At 51.3% G+C, this 22,462-nt stretch carries 15 protein-coding genes; all 15 read left to right on the forward strand.

Annotated elements, in window-relative coordinates; all coding sequences use genetic code 11:
• Positions 1-73 precede the first annotated feature (73 nt).
• The 15 genes from G358_RS0102925 (at position 74) to G358_RS29385 (ending at position 22,244) form a co-directional block, all read left to right on the forward strand.
• Positions 74-1,876 carry a response regulator transcription factor gene (locus G358_RS0102925; protein WP_019635714.1) on the forward strand — a complete coding sequence of 601 codons (1,803 nt, stop codon included), beginning with the start codon at positions 74-76 and terminating at the stop codon, positions 1,874-1,876.
• On the forward strand, positions 1,873-3,618 hold the full coding sequence (locus G358_RS0102930) for a sensor histidine kinase (RefSeq protein WP_019635715.1): 1,746 nt from the start codon (positions 1,873-1,875) through the stop codon (positions 3,616-3,618). Before G358_RS0102925 ends, G358_RS0102930 begins: the two co-directional genes overlap by 4 nt.
• A 94-nt stretch (positions 3,619-3,712) precedes the next feature.
• Positions 3,713-5,104: an ABC transporter substrate-binding protein gene (locus G358_RS0102935; RefSeq protein WP_019635716.1), complete on the forward strand. Its 1,392-nt coding sequence runs from the start codon at positions 3,713-3,715 to the stop codon at positions 5,102-5,104.
• Positions 5,105-5,211: 107 nt separating this feature from the next.
• The gene (locus tag G358_RS0102940; RefSeq protein WP_019635717.1) at positions 5,212-6,165 is read left to right on the forward strand and encodes a carbohydrate ABC transporter permease; all 954 of its coding nucleotides are present in this window, start codon (positions 5,212-5,214) and stop codon (positions 6,163-6,165) included.
• Positions 6,162-6,965, forward strand: a complete 804-nt coding sequence (locus G358_RS0102945) for a carbohydrate ABC transporter permease (RefSeq protein WP_019635718.1) — start codon at positions 6,162-6,164, stop codon at positions 6,963-6,965. Before G358_RS0102940 ends, G358_RS0102945 begins: the two co-directional genes overlap by 4 nt.
• Positions 6,966-7,012: 47 nt before the next feature.
• On the forward strand, positions 7,013-8,305 hold the full coding sequence (locus tag G358_RS0102950; protein WP_019635719.1) for a cellulase-like family protein: 1,293 nt from the start codon (positions 7,013-7,015) through the stop codon (positions 8,303-8,305).
• A gap of 565 nt (positions 8,306-8,870) precedes the next feature.
• Positions 8,871-9,821, forward strand: a complete 951-nt coding sequence (locus G358_RS29380) for a glycosyltransferase family 2 protein (protein ID WP_019635720.1) — start codon at positions 8,871-8,873, stop codon at positions 9,819-9,821.
• The gene (locus G358_RS0102960) at positions 9,818-11,224 is read left to right on the forward strand and encodes an undecaprenyl-phosphate glucose phosphotransferase (RefSeq protein ID WP_019635721.1); all 1,407 of its coding nucleotides are present in this window, start codon (positions 9,818-9,820) and stop codon (positions 11,222-11,224) included. Before G358_RS29380 ends, G358_RS0102960 begins: the two co-directional genes overlap by 4 nt.
• 161 nt (positions 11,225-11,385) lie before the next feature.
• Positions 11,386-12,246, forward strand: coding sequence for a phosphatidylinositol-specific phospholipase C/glycerophosphodiester phosphodiesterase family protein (locus tag G358_RS0102965; protein ID WP_019635722.1), 861 nt, complete (start codon positions 11,386-11,388; stop codon positions 12,244-12,246).
• 221 nt (positions 12,247-12,467) lie between these two features.
• The gene (gene pcrB / locus G358_RS0102970) at positions 12,468-13,166 is read left to right on the forward strand and encodes a heptaprenylglyceryl phosphate synthase (RefSeq protein ID WP_019635723.1); all 699 of its coding nucleotides are present in this window, start codon (positions 12,468-12,470) and stop codon (positions 13,164-13,166) included.
• Positions 13,167-13,221: 55 nt separating this feature from the next.
• Positions 13,222-15,588, forward strand: coding sequence for a DNA helicase PcrA (pcrA, locus tag G358_RS0102975; RefSeq protein ID WP_019635724.1), 2,367 nt, complete (start codon positions 13,222-13,224; stop codon positions 15,586-15,588).
• Positions 15,589-15,666: 78 nt separating this feature from the next.
• The gene (ligA, locus tag G358_RS0102980) at positions 15,667-17,676 is read left to right on the forward strand and encodes an NAD-dependent DNA ligase LigA (RefSeq protein ID WP_019635725.1); all 2,010 of its coding nucleotides are present in this window, start codon (positions 15,667-15,669) and stop codon (positions 17,674-17,676) included.
• Between the two features lie 168 nt (positions 17,677-17,844).
• Positions 17,845-19,296: an ABC transporter substrate-binding protein gene (locus G358_RS0102985; protein WP_019635726.1), complete on the forward strand. Its 1,452-nt coding sequence runs from the start codon at positions 17,845-17,847 to the stop codon at positions 19,294-19,296.
• 188 nt (positions 19,297-19,484) lie between these two features.
• On the forward strand, positions 19,485-20,660 hold the full coding sequence (locus G358_RS0102990) for an MFS transporter (protein WP_019635727.1): 1,176 nt from the start codon (positions 19,485-19,487) through the stop codon (positions 20,658-20,660).
• Positions 20,661-20,729: 69 nt separating this feature from the next.
• The gene (locus G358_RS29385; RefSeq protein WP_051107632.1) at positions 20,730-22,244 is read left to right on the forward strand and encodes an ABC transporter substrate-binding protein; all 1,515 of its coding nucleotides are present in this window, start codon (positions 20,730-20,732) and stop codon (positions 22,242-22,244) included.
• Positions 22,245-22,462 lie beyond the last annotated feature (218 nt).

Genomic DNA, 22,462 nt, shown 5'->3' on the forward strand with positions numbered 1-22,462 from the left:
ACACCCTATCTTCTATGAAGGGATGATAGGCTCATTTTCATCAGTTGCAGAGAACAGAGAAGGAGGTCTCCAAATGGATTGGCTGTGCAAAGAGGATTTGCTCAAAACGGTTATCGTCGACGACGAAATTTTGGCGATTCAGCATTTAAAAAACATGATCGACTGGCGGGCCGCAGGCTTTGAAATTGCCGGGGAGTCGACAAGACCGGCAAGAGCGCTATCGTTAATTGCCGAATTAAAGCCGGATCTGATTATTTCGGACATTAAAATGCCGATGATGGACGGTATTGAACTCAGTAAGCGGATCGTCGCCGCGGAGCTTCCTTGCCGGATTTTGCTGCTGACCTCCTATAAAGAATTCGATTACGTAAAGGAGGCGCTGAAATTCGGGGCTGCTGGCTACCTGGTCAAGCATGAGCTTGAACCGGAAAACTTAATGCGGGAGCTTCTGGCGGTCAAACAGCAAGTTTGGCGGGATAAGACAAGGGTAGCGCAGCAGCTGCGGCAATCGCTTAAAGAGACGATAGATGGATTGCCGCCTGGGGAGGCGCAGCTTAATGGATGGATGGAGCAAATGCGCCTGAAGGGATGCAGCTTCACCTACGCTGTGCTCGCTGCGGGCAATACAGTTCCGGTCTTTGCGCAGGAGGAGGAAGGGACAGCCCTTCAGCCGCTGGCTGATTTAAGTTTTTCTAAAGAAACGGTTGCCTGGGCGGGGGCCATCTATCGTAAAGAGGGAAAGGAAGGCGTTTTGCTGATGCAGCGGGCGCCAAATAGTAGGCTAAAGGCTGCGGAAGCACAATACGAAGCGTTGGCTGAGCTTAGGCAAGCGTACCAGGCTGCCCATTCAAATGAAACGGTGTTTATTTCCTATTCCCCTTCATTTACCGATCTGCGGGAGCTGCCGTCCATTCATGCTCAAACGTTGCAGCGGCTCCAGCTTCGCTGGTTTACGGGCATTGGGCCGCTAATCGCGCCGGATTTGGCTGGGAGCGGGTCATCCGCTTCGCCGAAAAACGGCGGGGCATACCAGTTGGAAGCGGCACGAAAGGTAGACGGCGCATATGTAGAAAAGAGATTCAACGGAGTAAAGGAAATCAATGGAGTAAAGGGAGTCAACGGGGTAAATAAAGTCATTGGAGCCAACGGAACAGACAGAGGAAATGGCGCAAACAGAGGGAAGGAAGAAGTAAAGCGCGTAGACGGAGTGAACAAAGTAGATGAAACAAACGGAGTAAACGGAGTAAACGAAGCAAACGGAGCAAACGTACCAAACGGCGCAGGCGACGAGGACGGCATGCTGCGGATCATCGCGGAGGCTTTTGAACGTGCGGAGCGGGAAAAAGACGCCGAAGCACTGCTTGCGGTGTGCGCAGAGAGCGCTGCGCTTCTTGAGCGCTTGCGTAAGGAGAACCATATGGAGCCGCTGCAAACGCTTTTGGAGCATGGCGAAATTGCAATTGGGCAGTGGAGGGGCGCTGCCGGTGCCAAGGAAGGTTTGCTCCGGTTGATCAGACAATCACTCCAGGCCCAGCCGGCTTCCCGGTATTCCAGGAAGGTGCGGGAGGCGGCCCAGTATGTCGCCGCTGCTTACCAAACCGATTTGAATACGGAATCGATAGCCCGGTATATCGGCATCAGCGGCGACCATTTGCGGCACCTGTTCAAGGAAGAAACCGGACAAACACTGCTTGAATATGTTACGGCTTACCGGATGGAAAAAGCCAAACAGCTTTTGAGCACAGGGCGCTACAAGCTATATGAGGTTGCAGACCGGGTGGGATACCGCAGTGGCCATTATTTCAGCAAAATTTTTCTTAAGACGACCGGGATGCATCCGCTCGATTACGCTGAGAACAGGGAGAAAGCCGAATGAAGCTGAAGCTGAAACTGAATTTTCGCGGCAAAATGATCGCCAGCACGGTGCTGATCGTCGCCGTCTCATTAATTGTCAGCAGTTACATTACGTTTACTTACGTAACAAAAATCGTCCGTGACCAAGCCGTCCGCGACAACGGAACCAAATTGGCGCAAACGTCCTCTTCGATCACGCGGATGAAGGACCGGCTTGCGAGAGCGGCGGACACCGTCATCGTCTCCCAAGAGATCAACCGCCAAATCGTTCACCGCGAAGGGGACAGCCTTCAGGATAGCTATTACAAAAAAGTCGCAGTCCAGCAGCAGCTGCAGCGGTTCGCTGCTCTCGATTCAAGCCTGCTCAATATTATGATTATCCGGCCGGACCGGGAGGTGTTTTCCAACTATAGCGGCTACGAAAGCTATTACGACAATTACCTGCGGGAGGAGTGGATTCAGCCTTTCTTGGCAGGACGCAGCCAAAGCCGCTTTTCGGCACCTCATGAGTTCAGTTACATTAACGGAAAACAGCAAGTCATCAGCTACATCATGGCCTACAAAAATTGGGAGGATCCCAGCGCGGATACCCCTTATATTCTCGTCTTTGATCTAAAGCTTTCCGAGCTGGAGAAAGTGTTTGAGGATATCCGGGAAGATTTTAAGCGCGTCGTTCTCACGAATAAGGAGGGCATTATCCTCTATGACAGCGATAACGGAGCTTCTGGCGGGATAACGCCGACCGCAGAGGAGCACAGCGAGGTTATCCCTTTGGAGTACGCCGCTGCGGACGGAGACTGGAAGCTTGAGGCGACACTTTCCAAAAGCAGGCTGTACGAAAAAATACGTCCGATTCTGCTCTTCTATCTGCTCATTGTGCTGGCCAGTTTGCTGTTTGCACTGGCGGTCATTCCCCCGGTCAGCGCCAAATTTACGAGGCCGATCTCTCAACTGGCGCGCGCCATGCGCCGGGTTTCAGCCGGGGAACTGAACGCGCGCGTCTCCTTCCGTACCGGCGACGAGATGGAGGAGCTCGGAGCAGGGTTCAACCAGATGGTGAAGGACCTTGATTTATGGATGAAGTCGTCGCTGCATGAGCAAGAGATGAAGCGGAAAGTGCAAATGAATTTGCTGCTGTCCGAAATTAACCCGCACTTCATATACAATACGCTAAATACCGTCATCTATTTGTCCCATGCCGGGCGGACCCAGGATACGATTGTCATTACCAAAGCCTTTATTGATATTTTACAGGATGCGATTGCAACGGGGGAAGAGGCCTACTTCTGTACGCTGCAGGAGGAAATCGACCTGGTCAGCAAATACGCGCTGATTCAGCAGTACCGGTATCCTGGAAGGTTTCGGCTGGAATGGGATATTCCCGAAGAGCTGCGCAGCTGCACCGTCCTGCGGATGATGATTCAGCCGCTGGTGGAAAATGCGCTGTTTCATGGCATTGATGAAGATGGAATCATTGAGATAAGCGCCGCAGCCAGCGAGCGGGGAGAGCTGTTTATCCGGGTCAAAGATAACGGAATCGGGATGGACCCCGCTGTATGGTATGAAATACGCAACCGGCAAAAAGCTGCCGGCCCCAAGAAGAAGGGCATTGGCCTCTCCAACATTGCGGAACGCATCGTTTATCATTTCGGCGAGGGCTACGGCATGGAGATCGACAGCAAGGCCGGATCAGGAACCGCAGTTGCCATTCGTCTGCCCTACATGCCAGAACAAGCCGCGACTTCTGTAAAAACCACCGGATGATGAGTAAAATCGCCGAATCGTTTTGTTTTTTCAAAAGGATAGAAGCGCTATCATTTAAATGTAAGCGATTCCAAAACTAAGGAGGGGTTCGGCAATGAACCAAATCAAAAGACTGCCTCTCGCCGTAACTGTACTGCTGCTGGCATTCATAATGCTGATTGCGGGCTGTGCGGGGAGCGGAGGCGCTAACGGCGGTGGAGATGGAAAAGGAAGCGGGAAAGGAAACGGAACCGCATCAAGTGCTCCCGCAAACGGGGGGAATGCTTCAGCTTCATCTGGCGAACTGAGTGGGACGATTAAGGTATGGGACTGGGACGAAGCATTTCTGAAAAAGATGGTTCCGGAATTCAACAAAGCGTACCCGAACATTAAAGTTGAATATACCGTGGTCAACAACAATGACTATATGCAGAAAATCCAGAGCGGGATCGCCTCCGGCTCCGACGTTCCCGACGTTATTCTTGGCGAAATGAACTATCGGGGCCAACTGTTCGACCTCGACATTCTCGACAACCTAGAAGCTGCTCCGTATAACTTTGCGCGTAACGAGCTGCTAGATTACCTGCCGCCGATTATGTTCAATTCCAAAGGCGAGCTCGTAGGCGTAGACCAGTCGATTACACCTGCCGGTCTCGCTTACCGGAGAGACTTGGCCAAGGAATACCTCGGCGTGGACGATCCGGATGCGGTTGCTGCGCTGTTCCCGGACTGGAACGCCTTCATCGAGAAGGGCCAGGAAGTGCTGGACAAGAGCGGCGGCGAGGTGACCATGTTCGCCAGCTTCGACGATGCGTACCGCATCCTGCGCGAGCAAACGGCAAACCCGTACGTAGAAGGCAATACGATTAATTTGACGCAACGGCTGCAGCAGCCGCTCGGTACTGTATTTCAAATGAGGGATGCCGGCATTCTTGGCAAATACGAAGCCTATACGCCTGGCTGGAATGCCTCGTTCGCCAAAGGCGACAACATTTTCTATCCGATGGCGCCTTGGGGGGCCAAATGGAACATTGCCGCCAATGACCAGGATGGCGAAGGAAGATGGGGATTAATTCCGGCTCCTGAAGGCAGTTATACGTATGGAGGCACGGCCATCGGAGTGTATAAAGACAGTAAAAATAAAGAAGCCGCCTGGGCCTACATCCAGTTTGCCTATATGTCAGACGAAGGAATGGCGGTCAGCTACAAAGAATTGGGCAATATGGCCGGCACAAAAGCTTTTTTTGAGAAGCATATGGACTGGATTGACGCCGGTACGGAGTACGACAAATTTTTCGCCGGACAGAACCTGAACAAAACGTTTTATGAAAAAATCGTACCTACCGTGAAAGCGGAACCGCAAACCAAATATCATTCCATCGTGCAAAACGCCTATAACTCGTTGTATCCGCTGTGGATGAAGGATAAGACGATCGGTTTGGACGAGGCGCTGGCCAAGCTGAAAAGCGAAGTACAAAATATGGCGCCTGAAGCAACAGTGAACTGATTTACGCTAGGTAAATTACGCTAGGTAAACAGTTTGGCTTGTCGGCCAATAGACTGTTTTTCCGGCCGACAGTCGTTTTTCCTGTATGAGGAAGGAAGTGAACACGCGTGGAGACGAACACTGCTGCGGAAACGCCGCCGGGCGTCGGGCTGCACAAGAGAAGGAAACATCTTACGGTCTGGCCGTATATTTTTGCCCTGCCATTCGTCGGGTTTTACATTGCGTTTCAATGTTATCCCTTGATCTATTCGTTATTTTTAAGCTTGCACGACTGGAATGGCATCGGCAGCAAAGCCTATGTCGGTCTGCAAAACTACGTTACACTGCTGACGAAGGATCCGCTCTTTTACAAATCTTTGTTCAATACCCTGGTGATCATGGTGATGTCCGTGCCGATGATGATTTTGCTCGGCATGGTGCTGGCCTATTTGGTCTTTAACCTGACGAAGGGCCGGATGTTGATGCAAACAGCTAACTTTTTGCCCTACATTACTACGCCTGTCGCCATCGGCTTCATTTTCTCGTTTATGTTCGACTGGCAAACGGGAATCGTCAATATGCTGTTCCTCAAACTTGGCTGGCTGCAGGAAGGAAATTATTGGCTGATGGATCCATGGTGGTCGCGCGTGATCATTGCCATGATGATTATTTGGCGCAACCTCGGTTATTTTATGGCGATTTATTTGGCGGGCATGACCGCGATTCCTCAGGATATCTATGAAGCGGCGCGGATGGACGGTTCGACAGGGCCCCATACCTTTAGAACAATTACACTGCCGCTGCTGAGAAATATAACCGTCTTTTTGATCGTCACCTCGATCATCGGGGGGCTGCAGCTGTTCGATGAGCCGAAGCTGCTGTATGGCGGATGGACGGCCAGCACGTCCGGCGGCCCGGACAACGCCGCCCTAACCGTGATCTGGAAGTTCGTCAACGATTCATTTATTACGGGAACCCGATTCGGCTACGGCTCGGCTATTGCCTACACCTTGTTCCTGATCATCGTGCTGTTCTCGATCATCAGCTACCGCCTGAGCGCAGGAAAGGAGGAGAAGGCATGAAAATCTTGAAATGGGGCTTTCTAAGTCTCATTACAGTCATCTCGCTGTTCCCGTTTTACGTTATGATTATGATGTCCACCTATTACTCGGAGGATATTTTTAAAGGGATTCCGCTGCTGCCTTCCAATTATTTTCTCAGCAATCTGCAGACGGTGCTGCAAACGGACTTTTTCCGCGTTTACGCCAACAGTATGATCGTTTCCATTTCCGCCGTCCTGCTGGGGGTATCGACGAGTACGTTCATCGGCTATGCTGTAGCGAAATTTCAATTTAAAATGCGGAAATTTCTCAATTATTTCATCATCATTACGATGATGGTTCCGGCGCAGGTCGGGCTGATCGGCTACATTATCGAAATGCGGAATCTCGGCTTCGGTAACACGCTGCTGCCGGTCATATTGACCTGGAGCGCCTGGCCGTTCGGCGCCTTCTTCATGATTCAATTTGTACGCGATACGGTGCCAAACGAAATTTTGGAATGTGCGCGGATCGACGGCGCCTCCGAGCCGGGGATCTTGTTCAAAATCGTAATGCCGCTGATTAAGCCGGGACTTTCGACGCTGTCCATGCTGGTCTTCCTATGGTCTTGGAATAACTATTTACTCCCGCTCGTGACGATCAACAACTCGAAATGGTTTACGCTTCCGCTGTTTGTCTCGACGCTGGGCATCGTTCACCGCACCGATTACGGAGCACGAATGGCTGCGCTTGGCCTGGCTACGATCCCTCTGCTGCTTATTTTCCTGCTGGGCAGCCGAACCTTTATTAAAGGCATTACTGCCGGGGCCGTTAAAGGATAATCTACAACCGTTATATGAACTTGTCTAAGAGAGGAGATAGCGACGAAATGAATATTCCGGAGTACCTTCCCCGCAGACTGACCATCTCGCTGTGGGACTTTTCCTGGTATACAATGACGCAGCCGGGGGAGCCATACAGCGACTTGGCAGCCAGATTCAAGGAACTGGTAGAGCGCGGCTACAACACGATTCGAATTTGCGCGATGCCCTTATTTCTGTTCGATGAGCACGGCCAACAGAGGCCAGGGACCCTTCGCTTCGGCAGCCTGGGGGAAATCGGCCGCCGCACCCGCTGGTATAATTGTCAGGGCGGTGCTGTCCTCGATGGACATGCGCATCTGCTGGAGCTGTTCCGGCAGGCTAAGGCGCACGGCTGTTACGTGATCTTGTCCTCGTGGGAATATCAGCAGAGCGCGACTTTTCTGGAGACCTCGGAGCTTGCGCGGCAGCTCCAGCAAATTAAGCCGCAGAACCGCTTCATGGCATTGGCAAAAGCGATGAGCCGGCTGATTGATTTTTTGAAGGAAAACGGGTACCGGGAACAAATTGCCTATGCGGAGCTGCACAATGAAGTGGAGTTCGGCGCATTGGCGCAGGTCGGCGTGGAGCAGGGAATTTTGTCCGATGACGGCCCCGCCCTCATTGCATCGATGCGTCCTTATGTGGAGGAAGGGATCGAGTATCTTCGCAATGCGCACCGGGATATTCTGATCACGGCCTGCTATACGCTGGCAAGCAACTACAGCAAGGACGACGTGGCCCCAAATGTACAAGTCGCGCACTTTCATCTTTACCTAAACGGCGTATTGCAGGAGTTGATGGATGCAACAGGAATTCGCAGTGAAGGGGGGACGTTTCCCAATGCGGCCGCTTCCGCGCTGCTGCGGGATGACGCCCCCGACTTCGCGGACTATTGTTTGCCGGAAGGAGAAGAGTGGCGGCTCCAAGGCAACCCTGTAGGGCTCCGGCTCTTTTACCTGCACGATTGGTCCGACCCGGACAAATGGGACTTGTTCCTGTACGACCGCTATCACGCTCATAAAGTGGCCATGCTTGAGAAAACGGACCAGCGTTATGAAGAAATCGGCAGCTGGGCTGAGCGGAAGGACATCCCGGTGGTGATCGGTGAAGGATACGTGGGCTATACACCGCTTTATACAAACTTTGAAGAAGGGCCGGTCGGCAAATTTATCGCCGAGTACGCGATCCGTAAAGCGCTGCAGCTCGGATTTTGGGGAATGGTGCTGTGCTCGAACTGTGCTCCGCACCATCCGTTTTGGCAGGATGCGCAGTGGCAGAAGCGGATGAATGAGCTTATCTTGAACGGCGAGCCCACGTAAAAATCCCACAATATGATCACGTCTATTTTTTTCAAAAAATAGGAAGGGTTTCTCCGTGAACGCAATTTCGGCCCATTTCATGCAATGTTGAGGTATAGACTGTAATATGCTAAGATAACAATAGAACAAGGAGGCTGCGCCACAGCCTCCCCGGTACAACACTTGGGTGGAATACCTCCAAGAATAAGCTTGAAATAACCCGTTCCCTCGGCGCTAACCTGGGCGGGTTATTTTCGTTTATTCAGGTATGTGAGCAATGCGAGGATAAACATTCCAAGCATGAGCACTTCTGAAAACGAAAATTGCATAAGCATCACCCCCATCCGGAGGCAATACTATTCCACCCAAGTTCAGTTGTACAAGCCAAACTATACCACGAGTCTGCGATCTTCGGCAGGCTCTTTTATTTTGCCTTGGCGCCAAAGCAGTCGGCCTTTTGATAAAAAATGATAGAATGCTCGAAATGCTCCTATATACAGCCCAAACTTATAATAACAGTCGTCAGCGCTCCTACCTATGTTATAATGTCGATAGATTACTATTTTTGTCAGGGGCGCGTTTTCTAATGGACTTAAGCATCATCATTGTAAATTACAATACCTGCCGTTTAACGCTGGACTGCCTGCAGTCGGTGTTCGATTCCGAGACGGCCTATCAATACGAGGTTTTAGTGGTCGACAATGCTTCTGCGGACGATTCCGTCGAGGCGATTTCGCATGAATTCCCCCAGGTGGTTCTCATGGCCAACCAGGAGAATACCGGCTTTGCAAAAGCAAACAATCAGGCGATGGAAGCGGCCAAGGGGCGCTACATCCTGCTGCTCAACTCGGACACCATCGTCCAGCCGAACACGCTAGAGACGATGGTGTCCCTGATGGACAATCGTCCTGATCTCGGCGCTTCAGGCTGTAAAATCATCCTGCCCGACGGCTCGCTGGATAAAGCCTGCCGGCGCGGCTTTCCTACGCCTTCGGCGTCTTTTTACTATGCCTTCGGCATCTCCCGGCTGTTTCCGGACAATCCGAAATTCAACCAGTACCAGCTTGGCTACCTCGATCCGGACGAGGCTTATCCGGTCGACTGCCTGATGGGAGCCTTCATGCTGGTGCGGCGCGAGACGATCGAGCAAATCGGCGGTCTGGACGAGACATTCTTTATGTATGGAGAGGATGTCGACTGGTGCTATCGCATCAAGGAAGCGGGCTGGGGCATTCACTACGAGCCGGCTACATACATTGTTCACTATAAAGGGGCGAGCAGCCGCCGTAAGCCCTTCAAAATTATTTACGAATTCCACCGGGCGATGTGGGTATTTCACCGCAAGCATTATAAGCGCCGGTATTCGTGGCTGACGAACGGAGCGGTCTGCTTGGGCATCGCCGTGAAATTCATGTTATCCCTGGTCAGCAACAAACTTAAGCCGGGCAAGCCGGCAGAGCGAACGGTGCCCGCATCGGCTGCAGCAGCGGCGCAAGCACAGCAAGGCACCAACGGTAAAATGGAGGTGAGACGATGATCCGCAAAAATCAACGCTTCTTGACCCAGCTATATATTTTAGCGGACTTTTTAATTATTCAGCTCGCTTTCCTGCTGGCCTGGTGGGTCAAGTTTGAGAGCGGCCTGATCGAATACGAGCAGCCGCTTCCTATAGAAATCTATGCTTTCTGGAGCCTGATATACGGAGCGGTCGCAATTTTTATCGGCATACTGATTTCCTTCTATTCACCCAAACGAAAGAAACGGTTCGCAGACGAAGTGCTCAAAATTATGCAGGTGCATTTTACGAGTCTCGTCGTTTTGCTAAGCTTCATGTTCTTTGTGAAACAGGTCGATATTTCGCGGTACTACCTGGCCATTTATATGGCGTTCAACTTATTGTTTATTATGCTTTACCGTTATTTTGTAAAAAGCTCGCTGAAGCAGCTGCGCAAGAAGGGCTATAACAAGCAGTTTGTCCTGATCATAGGCGCCGGCTCGCTCGGCCGCAAATTTCACGACAACTTAAGGCAATATCCGGAGCTGGGGTATGACATCATCGGTTTTCTGGACGATTATCAGCAATGGGACGACAGTGAGAGCATGAAATACAGCCCGATTCTAGGGACAGTTGACCAACTGGAAGAGATATTGGAAAGCAAGCTGGTTGATGAAGTGGTGCTGGCTTTGCCGCTGGATGCGCATTCCCGGTACGCCAAAATTATCTCCTGCTGCGAGAAGGCTGGTGTCCGGACGCTGATCATCCCCGACTTTTTCGATTATTTGCCGGCCAGGCCGTATTTCGATAATTTTGCAGGGATGCCGATGATCAATGTGCGCGATATTCCGCTCGATATGGCGGCAAACCGGTTGGTGAAGCGTGCCTTTGATATTGTTTTTTCCCTGTTTGCCATTATCATTACTTCCCCGGTTATGCTGTTCGTCGTGATCGGGGTGAAGCTTACCTCGCCGGGTCCGGTTATTTTTAAGCAGGAGCGTATGGGGTTGAACCGCCGCACGTTCCAAATGTACAAATTCCGCTCTATGAAAGTGCTGCCTGAAGGGATGGCTGATACGGGATGGACGACCGAGAACGATCCGCGGCGGACGAAGTTCGGGGCGTTTATCCGCAAGACGAGCATCGATGAGCTTCCGCAATTTTTCAATGTGCTCGCTGGACATATGAGCGTTGTGGGCCCCCGGCCGGAACGTCCTTACTTTGTGGATCAGTTCCGGGAGGAAGTGCCGAAATATATGGTGAAGCACCATGTCCGTCCGGGGATTACCGGATGGGCGCAGACGCACGGTCTTCGCGGGGACACGTCGATCGAGGAACGGATACAGCACGACATTTTTTATATCGAAAATTGGTCGATGCTGCTGGATATAAAAATTATTATCCGCACGATCCTCCATGGCTTCGTCAATAAAAATGCCTATTAGAGGCAGAAATGTTTTCAAAAATGTTTTCACAATTGTTCTTGCAATTGTTTCCAGGGGTCTCCCTGTTCCTAGAGTTTTCCTAGAATTGTTCCAATAAAAACCTGCTTGGGCATTTTTTAAAACATGCTGAACGAAAGAGCACTAAAGGATGTTGCTGGATCATGAGAAACAAACTGTTATATAGTCTGATGGCGGCAGGCGGGCTCGCAATCGTGCTGCTGCTTATTTTCCTCAGTAAGCCGGAACCGTTTGAGCTGACGGGCTTTAAAGCTTACCGGATGATTGCCCATGCGATGGGCGGAATTGAGGAAATGACCTACACGAACTCGCTGGAAGCTTTTGAAGCCAATTATGAGAAGGGAACCCGCGTATTTGAAGTGGATTTCCTGCTCAGCCAGGATGACGTGCTGATCGCCCGCCATGAGTGGGGAGAGTTCTTTACGAACTTACTCCGCCAGCAGGAGGAGCTCCCCGCGGAGCGGCATGGAGCGGTCTGGACAGCGGCCGAATTCAAGCAGGCTAAGGTGGATGGACGATACGAACCCTTGCTATGGGATGACATTGTAAAATTGATGGTGAAATATCCCGATATATATATCGTGACAGATACGAAACAGATCAAGCCCGAAGAAATTGACCGCATATTTGCAAAAATTGTGGAGGGGGCCAAACAGCAAGACCCCCAACTGCTTGAGCGGATCGTGCCGCAAATTTATAACCAGCCGATGCTGGAGCAAATCCGGCAATATTATGCGTTCGATTCTATTATATATACACTCTATCAATCGCAGGACAGCGACCGCCAGGTCATTAATTTTGCCCGGGACAACGGGATCGCTGCGGTGACGATGTCGGAAGGCCGGGCCAGCAAGAAGCTGATCGCCTCTTTGAAACGCACGGGAATACCCGTTTATGTTCATACGATTAACGACGAAGAGGTCATGTCCAAGTATAAACAAATGGGCGTTTACGGGTTCTACAGCGACTTTTTGGCCGGGAACGCTGCGGATAACCCTAGTTGAAGCACAGAGCCGGGACTGGAAAAACTGTTCCCCTCCAATGCGAACATTGACAGGGTATCCTTCGTCACTTAGACTAGAAATGAAGCGATGAAATACAACAAAAAAAGCATCCTTGATGATGAAATAACAGCAGGCGGGGCGATGTGGCAGGGCCCCGCTTTTTGTGCCGGTCATGCGGAAATAGCGCGCCGGATCTGCCTGTAAAGTTTGGAGGTATGAAGTTGAAGCGATCGATCCCTTCCTGGCGGCATGTATTTAAATTAGATCCTGACCGAACTCTGGATGCGGCGGCGCTCGAAGCGATTTGCCTGTCCGGTACGGATGCCGTCCTGGTAGGGGGCTCGAGCGGCGTTACCTATGACAACACGGTAGAGCTGTTGTCCCGTGTCCGCCAATATGAAGTTCCATGTGTATTGGAAGTGTCCGAACTGGAGGCTGCCGTTCCCGGGTTTGATTTATACCTGATTCCAACGGTGCTTAACTCCAGGCATCCGGACTGGATTATCGGCCATCATGCGCGCGCCGTGGAACAATACAGCTATTTGATCCCGTGGGACGATGTCGTTCCCGAGGGCTACATTATATTGAACGCCGGATGCACTGCCGCGCTAATATCGGAAGCCAATGCCTCCCTCACAGCATCGGAGGCGGCCGCATATGCGCAGGTTGCCGACAGGCTGCTGCGTCTGCCGATCGTCTACTTGGAGTATAGCGGCGTGCTCGGCGATCTGGAACTGGTGTCGACCGTGCACCGCTCGCTCGAAAATGCGCAGCTGTTTTACGGCGGCGGCATTACAGACGCCGGTACAGCCAGAATGGCTGCCGCCGCTTGCGACACGATTGTTGTCGGCAACGCGCTTTACAGCGATCTGGAGCAGGCATTGTCGACGGTAGCTGCGGTCAAGCAAAGGCACGTTTAAACAGCGGCCGGCTGTCAGGCGTTCTGAACAGAAGGAGTAGGAAAGGAGTATCTTTATGCAACCTGTTAACATACATGAAGCCGTCGCCAGACTCAACCCCGAGCAGCGCCGGGCGGTGGAGACGACGGAGGGCCCGCTGCTCATTATGGCGGGCGCGGGCAGTGGCAAGACGCGGGTGCTCACCCATCGCATCGCGTACTTGATCGCCACCCGGAAAGCACCGCCCTGGGCGATTCTCGCGATTACATTTACCAACAAAGCGGCCCGGGAAATGCAGGAGCGCGTATCGCAGCTGGTAGGACATGAAGGAAGAGACATTTGGGTGTCGACCTTCCACTCGATGTGCGTGCGGATTTTACGGCGGGATATCGAGCGGATTGGCTTTTCCTCAAGCTTCTCGATTCTCGATTCGACGGACCAGTTATCCGTTATTCGCAATTGCATGAAGGATCTCAATATCGATACGAAAAAATTCGAACCGAAGGCGGTTCAGGCGATGATCAGCACGGCCAAGAACGAATTGATCACCGTCCAGCAGTATGAGCAAAAGGTAGGGGATTATTTCGAGGGAATCGTCGCGAAAGTCTATGCGATGTACCAGAAGCGGCTTCGCCAGAACAACTCCCTCGATTTCGACGATCTTATCATGAAGACGATCGAGCTGTTCAAGGAAGTTCCCGATGTACTCGATTTTTACCAGAAGAAATTTTCGTACCTTCATGTCGATGAGTACCAGGATACGAACCGCGCCCAGTACATGCTCTGCAAGCTGCTGGCGAACAAGCACCACCGCATTTGTGTCGTCGGGGACAGCGATCAGTCGATCTACCGCTGGCGGGGAGCGGACATTACGAACATTCTCAACTTCGAGGAGGACTACCCGGAAGCAACGACGATTCTCCTGGAGCAGAACTATCGTTCTACCTCGAACATCCTGAACGCGGCGAATGCCGTCATCGGCCGAAATACGGGCCGCAAGCCCAAAAACCTGTGGACCGACAAGGGCGACGGGGACAAAATCAAAGTGTACCGTGCAGGCTCAGAGCATGATGAAGGCTTTTTTGTTACGTCGGAAATTCATAATAGTGTCAAAAAAGGCCGGAGATACAGCGATCACGCCATTCTGTACCGGACGAACGCGCAGTCCCGGGTCATTGAGGAAACGCTGATTAAATCGGACATCCCCTATCAAATCGTCGGCGGCATCAAGTTCTACGACCGTAAAGAAATCAAGGACCTGCTTGCGTATTTGCGCCTGCTGTCCAACCCGGACGACGATATCAGCCTGACGCGGATCATCAATGTGCCCAAAAGAGGCATCGGCGACACCACCGTAGCCAAGCTGACGGCAGCCGCCGCTGAACGGGGAATATCGATTTATCGCCTGCTATATACTGTGGATGATCTCGGATTTTCCGGGCGGACGCGAAATGCGCTTGTCGAGTTTTACGACATGATTGCCGCACTGCATCAAATGGTCGAATTTTTGTCCGTTACGGAATTGACGGAGAAGCTGCTGGAAATGACGCATTACCGGCTGGAGCTGCAAAATGAAAATACGCTCGAGTCGCGCTCCCGGCTGGAAAACATCGACGAGTTCCTCTCTGTAACGATGGAATTTGAAAACAATAGCGAAGAAAAGACGCTCGTTGCGTTTCTGACTGACCTAGCGCTCATTTCCGATATCGATACGATGAACGACGAGGAAGAAGACCAGCCCGGAGATGCGATCGTCCTGATGACGATGCACAGTGCCAAAGGCTTGGAGTTCCCGGTCGTCTTCATCATCGGCATGGAGGAAGGGGTCTTTCCGCACAGCCGTGCGTTCCTCGATAATGAGGAACTGGAGGAAGAGCGGCGCCTCGCTTACGTCGGAATTACGCGGGCGGAGGAACGGCTGTTCCTGACGTGCGCACAAATGCGGACGCTCTTTGGCCGGACGGCGGCGAATGCTCCGTCCCGCTTCTTGGAGGAAATCCCCGACGAATTGAAGGAGGATACCGAAATCGCCCGCGATCGCTACCGCCGCGGAGCGGACATCGGCGGCGCTTATAGCGGCCGCGGCTTTGGCGGCGGCAGAGGCGGCAACTTCGGTCACCGCTCGGCGGACCGCAGCGGCGGACCGGCTTCAGCCTCTGCTCCCGGGCGCGTCACGATGACGACCGGCGGAGCAGGAGCCCCGGGGTCTGGACGCGTGACGGTAACAACGGGCGCCCTTGGGGCCGCAGCCGCGAAGCCTTCCGGCTCCGCCGGCTTCAGCGCCGGCGACAAAGTGTCGCACGGCAAGTGGGGCGTAGGGACGGTAGTATCAGTTAAAGGTACTGGGAATAATATGGAACTGCAGATCGCTTTTCCTGCGCCGGTAGGTGTCAAGCGTTTGCTCGCTGAATTTGCTCCTATTACGAAAGTCGAGGAAAGCTAGCAGGGACGGATCATATAAATTGGACTATAAAGCTAAGCTAATGAAGCTGCAATAGCGACTTAGGAGGGGTGTCCGCATATGGATGCGATGCAAAAGATGGAACAGCTCGTTGAACAATTGAATCAATACAACTATCACTACTACACATTGGATCAGCCGTTGGTGAGCGATAAAGAATACGACGCCCTGTACGATCAATTGACGGCGCTTGAAGCTGAGACGGGCATCGTGCTTCCCGATTCGCCAACCGGGCGTGTGGGCGGTGAGCTGATTAAAGGCTTTGAGCCCCACCGGCATTTAGCTCCGCTGTGGAGCCTGGACAAAGCGCAAACCGAGGAGCATCTTGTCAACTGGAACAGCCGGGTGCTCCGTTTAATCGGGGACTATAACAGCAAAAATCCAGACACTCCGCTTCCGGACCCCACCTATGTCGTTGAGCTGAAATTTGACGGATTGACGCTTAATCTGACCTATACGGACGGTAAACTTGTTCAGGCATCGACGCGGGGGAATGGCGTAGTCGGTGAAGGGATTCTCGCTCAGGTCAAGACGATTAAGTCGGTCCCGCTGACGATTCCGTACCGCGAGGGGACGATTGAGGTTCAAGGCGAAGGGATCATGAATTTATCCGTCTTGGCCAAATATAATGAAACAGCTATAGAGCCGTTGAAAAATGCGCGCAATGCCGCAGCAGGAGCGCTGCGCAACCTGAATCCGCGCACGACGGCGGAGCGGAAGCTCAGCGCTTACTTCTACAACGTAGGCTACTCCGACAATATCCAGTTCGCGGATCATCGCGAAATGATGAGCTTCCTGCAGGATAATCGCTTTAAAGTGAACTCGTATATCGAGTACTTTGACGATTTCGCCTTAGTGATGGAGGCGTTAGAGCAAATTCAGGAGCGCCGTGATTCCCTGGACTACCTGATCGATGGAGCGGTCGTTAAGGTGACGGATATGAGAACCCGCGAGGTGCTTGGATACACGGATAAGTTCCCGCGATGGGCGATCGCCTATAAATTCGAAGCCGAGGAGACGACGACGATTTTGGAGTCCGTAACGTGGAACGTCGGGCGAACCGGCAAAATCACGCCGCTCGCCAAAGTGGAGCCGGTTGAGCTTGCCGGCGTGACCGTGCAGAACTGCACGCTCAACAATGCCGGGGATATCGAGCGCAAAAACTTGAAGTTCGCTCTCGGTACCCGCGTGTTTATACGCCGTTCCAACGATGTAATCCCGGAAATACTCGGAAAAGTGACCGACGAGCAGGATGGCGGCGAAATTGTTGTTCCGGATCAATGTCCGGCCTGCAGCTTCCCGTTGGAGCAGCGCGGCGCCCATTTATTTTGTAACAACCGCTTTGACTGCAAGCCGCAAATCGTTACCCGGATCACGCACTTTGCTTCGCGTGATGCCATGGATATTGAGACATTGAGCGACAAGACGGCGGAGCAGCTGTTCGAGGAACTGGATGTTCACGAGCCAGCGGATCTATATACGATCAAGTTCGATCAGCTCGTTACATTGGAGCGCTTCGGAGAGAAGAAGGCGAATAACCTGCTTGAAGCGATCAAAAAAAGCAAAGGGCGGGACCTGGCTGCATTTTTATATGCCTTAGGCATTCCCAATACGGGGAAATCAACAACGAAAGTGCTGGCTGATCATTTCCGCGATCTGGGCGCGGTGATGGCAGCGACGGAAGACGAGCTTACGAGCCTGCCGGATATCGGCGGCATTGTCGCGGAGAGCATCGTTACGTTTTTCGCTGATCCATTCATGCAGGCGGGGATCCAGAAGATGCTGGAATTGGGCGTTGAAGCTAAAGCACCGGAGGAACGGGCGCCCGTGACCGACTCCTTCTTTACCGGCAAGACGGTTGTACTCACCGGAACGCTGCATCAGCTTACCCGGGATGAAGCAAGCGAAAGGCTTGCGGCGCTTGGGGCCAAAGTGACGGGAAGCGTGTCCAAGAAGACCGATCTTGTCATCGCTGGGGAAAAGGCGGGCAGCAAACTGGCGAAGGCTAAGGAGCTCGGCATCCCAGTCATCGAGGATGAGAACGAGTTGATTCGATTATTGAATGAATAAACCTGATACCCCTCAGACGCTGGCCCATCTGACACTGGTCCCTCTGAGGGGTATTGTTGTATCTAGTTAGTCCGCGGGCAGATTTTTTGAACAAATCGGCTTGAAAATGTAACCATCTCCATATCAAATACGTTATACATAGAGAAAATACAAATTTTGGAGGTCAAGATGTCGATTAAAGGAATGAGAAGCGCGCTGTTATTCATCATGTGTCTCGTACTGTTAGCGGGGTGTACTAGTAAACCAAGCGCCAAAGAAGCTGAACAACAGAGTTTGCGAGTAATGTACTGGGATGAAAATTATTTTTTCCAGCAATATGGTGATTTATTTACGATGCAGCACCCTAATATCGAAATTGAAGTCGTTAGTACGCAAAGCATTTATAGCAACCTTGGGCCTGAAGATGATTACGTCAAAGCTTTTGATGATTTTATAGAGAAGGAACAGCCGGATATTGTCATGCTTGGGGTAGAACAGCTGGAAAAGTATATTTCCGATGGGAAAGTACGTGAGCTGGATACGCTGATCGAGCGGGACAAGTATGATATTGAGACCATCTACCCGGCTTTGATTGAGCTGTTAAAGGAGCGGGGCGATAACAAGCTGTATGGCCTGACGCCGAATTTCTATGGCAGTGCCATTATGTACAATGCTGATTTGTTCGCCAAATATGGCGTTGAACTGCCGCGTGACGGGATGAGCTGGTATGAAATGCTGGAATTAGCGAAGCAATTCCCGGTTGAGGGAGACGAGAAATCGAGAATCTACGGGTTTGCTGCCAATTATGGGGGCTTTACCTTCGATCAACTCGCTTCGATGATTGCCTCTTCAGAAGGAGTCGAATCCATTGATACGAATTCAATGAAAGTCACGATGAACACAGACTCCTGGAAGAAAATATATCAAGCCGCGATCGATGCGATCGATTCCAAGACGATCTATAAACCTAGTGAAGATGGTTTTAGAGGCGGTACGATGGAAGAATATTATCAGCAGCAACCGTTCATGATGGGGCGGGTAGCGATGACCGTTGCCAATTCCTATGTTCTTCAGGAATTAAAGCAAGCATCGGAGTCCATAAAAGATTACAAGCCATTTGAACTTGGGATTGTGGCTGGGCCTGCGGATTCGGCCGATCCGGAGAAGTCGCGCAGCATTAATTTGAGCGAAGTGTTTGCTATTTCGGCCAACTCGCCAAATACCGATGCGGCCTGGGAATTCATCAAGTTTGTGAATGGCGAGCAATTTGCTAAAATTAAATCGCGGAGTTTGAATAACGGACTGCTGTCCCGTATGGGTTATTCAACGGAATATAATGGGCATGATCTTCAAGCATTTTATAAGCTGAAGCCGGCGCCAAATGACTATACGGGAATGCAGAAAATTCCGAACGAGTTTTACATGAAGTTTCAGCCGATCCTAGAATCCGAGATGAAGCAGGTAGAAGAGAAGAAGAAGTCGCTGGACGAAGCGCTCGCAAAAGTTGAGGCCGAGGGTCAGGTAGCTCTGGACGAGGCGGTGAAGGAACAGGAAGCCAAGAAGAAGGAAGAAGAAGCGAAAAAAGGCACAGAACAAGGGGCTGAAACTGAGCCCAGCACCGAGGAAACAGCAGAAAATTAATCATGTAAGTCCTAAGAATAAAATTAATCATATGAATCCTAAAAAATTAATTTAATCATGTGAACCCTAAGGATCATGAAAGATGGGACTGTTTGATTGATCGGCCTGCTTTGTTGAATGACCGGACTGTTTGTTGAATGATACGGCTCAGGCTGCGGCTGGGGATAATAAATTGGAAGGATGTATAAATGAAACGATTTTTATATGGCATCGTTATGATTTGTTTTTTGGACTTATTTATACAGCTTCCCGTGATGGGACCCTTCGCCAAAAGTCTTGGAGCCGGATCATTCGGTATCGGTCTGGCCGTGGGCTTATACTCTTTTACGAATATGTTCGGGAATATTGCCGCGGGCCTCTGGATTGATCGTTATGGTGCTAGAACTATTTTACTCTGGGGATTTATGCTGACAGCAGCTGTAATGCTGCTCTATCCCCTCGTCAGCGCGCCCTCGCACCTCATTATTGTACGTACGATACATGGGCTGACAGGGGGCTTGTTAGTTCCGAGCGCCTTTACTTTAATTTCGCGCTTCGCACCCGCACAGCGTCCGGGGAGAGCAATGGCTCTGTCCGGGGCAGCGGTTGGCGCTGCAGCTATAATCGGTCCGGCTGTGGCGGGCATTATGAAAGCAAGGCTCGGCCTGGATCCCTTATTTATCGCTACCTCTGTTTTACTTGGTTTGGGGGGACTATTGGTTTTCGTTACTGTTCCGAAATCCCCGGCAAGTCAAAGCAGCCGTAAGCAGCAGTCTGGATCTGCGCATTCTACAGTAGACTTTGCAGCCGTTCTCCGGAAGAGAACGGCTGTACAATCCTATATCGGCGCTTTTTCACTGATGTTCGCCATGGGGGCATTAACTTATGCGTTACCGCTAAAGGTTGATGAGCTGGGATTTGCGGCGCAGATTTCCGGATTAATGCTGAGCACCTTCGGCGTAGTGGCGATCATTGTATTTATTCTTCCGAGCAACCGGTTGTTTGACCGTGTATCGCCGCTGGTGCTAATGTATTCCGGTGGAGCAGTCATCATGCTGTCGCTGCTATTGCTGTCTTTATTTAATCATCAGATTGCGATGTTTGCGGCTATGGGCCTTTATGGCTTTGGATTCTCCTTGTTATTTCCGTCTTTAAATGCGTTGCTGCTGAGCAATGTTAGCGGGGAAGCCAAAGGAAGAGCATTCGGGCTATTTTACGCCTTATTTTCTCTTGGGGTTGTAGCAGGTTCATCCGGAGTCGGGGCGTTGACGGCTCATTATGATAAGGCGCTGAGAATAGCGGCATTAGGTATCTTGCTGGCGGGATGCGTTGTAGTTTGTATCCAGTATGTTTGGCCAAGGGAGCAGCGTGTTAATTCCTCGTAATGAGGGATAGGGCCGAGGCTCCCCTTTTTTAATTGAAGAACATAATAGACCGTGTTAGAGAGGTTACATATGAACAGGAAAATCACCATCAAAGCGCTCTTGCTGATGCTGGGCTGCTTGCTGATCGTGGCCGGTTGTACAAGGAATCCAGGAAATAAAACAATGAGTCAAAAAGTAACAATCAAAGTTATGTACCATGATGAGGAATCTTTTTTTTATCAATATGGAAATCTCTTTGCCATGAAGCATCCCGATATCGACATTCAGGTCGTGAGCAGCCGGCTTTTGCAGCAGTACGATGCATCAGCTGAGGAATGGGCGGCCTTTTTGGAGCAGGAACAGCCAGATGTGCTGCTGCTGAACACTTCGCGGTTTGAACAATTAGCGGCAGATGGCAAGTTGACAGAGCTTGAGCCGTTGATCAAGCGTGACCGGTATAGCATGGAAACTTTTTTTCCAAATTTAATTGAGCTGTTGAAGGAAAAAGGGCAGGGGAAGCTTTATGGACTGACTCCCACATTTCAAAGCAGCGTTATTTATTATAACGAGGATTTATTTGCAAAGTATGGCGTTGAGCTGCCGCACGACGGGATGACCTGGCAGGATATTATCGATACGGCCCGCCGTTTTCCTGTGGATGAGGATGGAGAAACGCGGATATACGGATATGGAGCAGCCCGGCCATTATCTTGGATGGATTGGGTATATACCATTAGTCCGACTTACGGTTTGACTATGCAAAATAGTGCAACGCAGAAGCTCACGATTAACACCGCCGGATGGAGAACGGTCCTCCAACTGGCGCTCGACGGCTGGGAGTCCGGTGTTGTATATAACGATGTTAACACCAAGCTTTCAAGTGATCTGTCGGGAGATTACTACCAGCGCCAGCTATTTTTGATGGGACGGGTAGCGATGACGTCGGGGGACCCGGCTTTACTGTCGGATATGAAGGTTGTGCAGGATACAGTGGAAGGTATCAAACCATTTAAAGTGGGGATGGCAGCTGGCCCGGTCGATCCGGCCGTACCGGATCAGACCCGGGACATTTGGCTCGGCGGTATTTTTTCCCTGCATGCCGGCTCGCCGAATACCGATGAAGCCTGGGAATTCATGAAATTTGTTCACGGCGAGGACTATGCGCGGATTAAATCCAGAACGTTGAATCACAATCTTCTGTCGCGGATGAACGATTCCATGGATGCTCAGGGGTATAATTTGGAGGCATTTTATAAGCTGAAGCCGCTGCTCGGCAGCAGTGTCATGATGGAAAATGTGCCCCCTGGATTCAATGAACGCTTCTGGGAATTATTCGATAGCGAAGTGACATTCGTCCGGGAGAAGAAGAAGACTTTGGATGAGGCGCTTCTGACGATTGAGACCGAAGGACAGGCGATTTGGGACCAAGCGGCCAAAGAGGAGGAACTCCGGAAGGAGAAGGAGAGGGAGAAGGAGGGGGAGAAGGAGAAGGAGAGGGAGAAGGAGAAGGAGAGGGAGAAGGAGAAGGAGAAGGAGAGGGAGAAGGAGAAGGAGAAGGAGAAGGAGAAGGAGGGGGAGAAGGAGAAGGAGAAGGAGGGGGAATAGCATACCGAAATAAGATGGAGCAGTCCAGTCCAAATAGTTGAAGTAATCAGGAGATTATAACTCCCGCCCAGCAGTCAGATGCAGAGATTGTGTATGAAATATCATATAGAATCACTCACGTAGCGGTCAGATGCAGAGTTGTGTATGAAATATCGTATAGAATCACTCACGTAGCAGTCAGATACAGAGTTGTGTATGAAAAATCATATAGAATCACT

Origin of the sequence: Paenibacillus fonticola DSM 21315 (assembly GCF_000381905.1) — a bacterium.
GTDB lineage: Bacteria > Bacillota > Bacilli > Paenibacillales > Paenibacillaceae > Fontibacillus > Fontibacillus fonticola.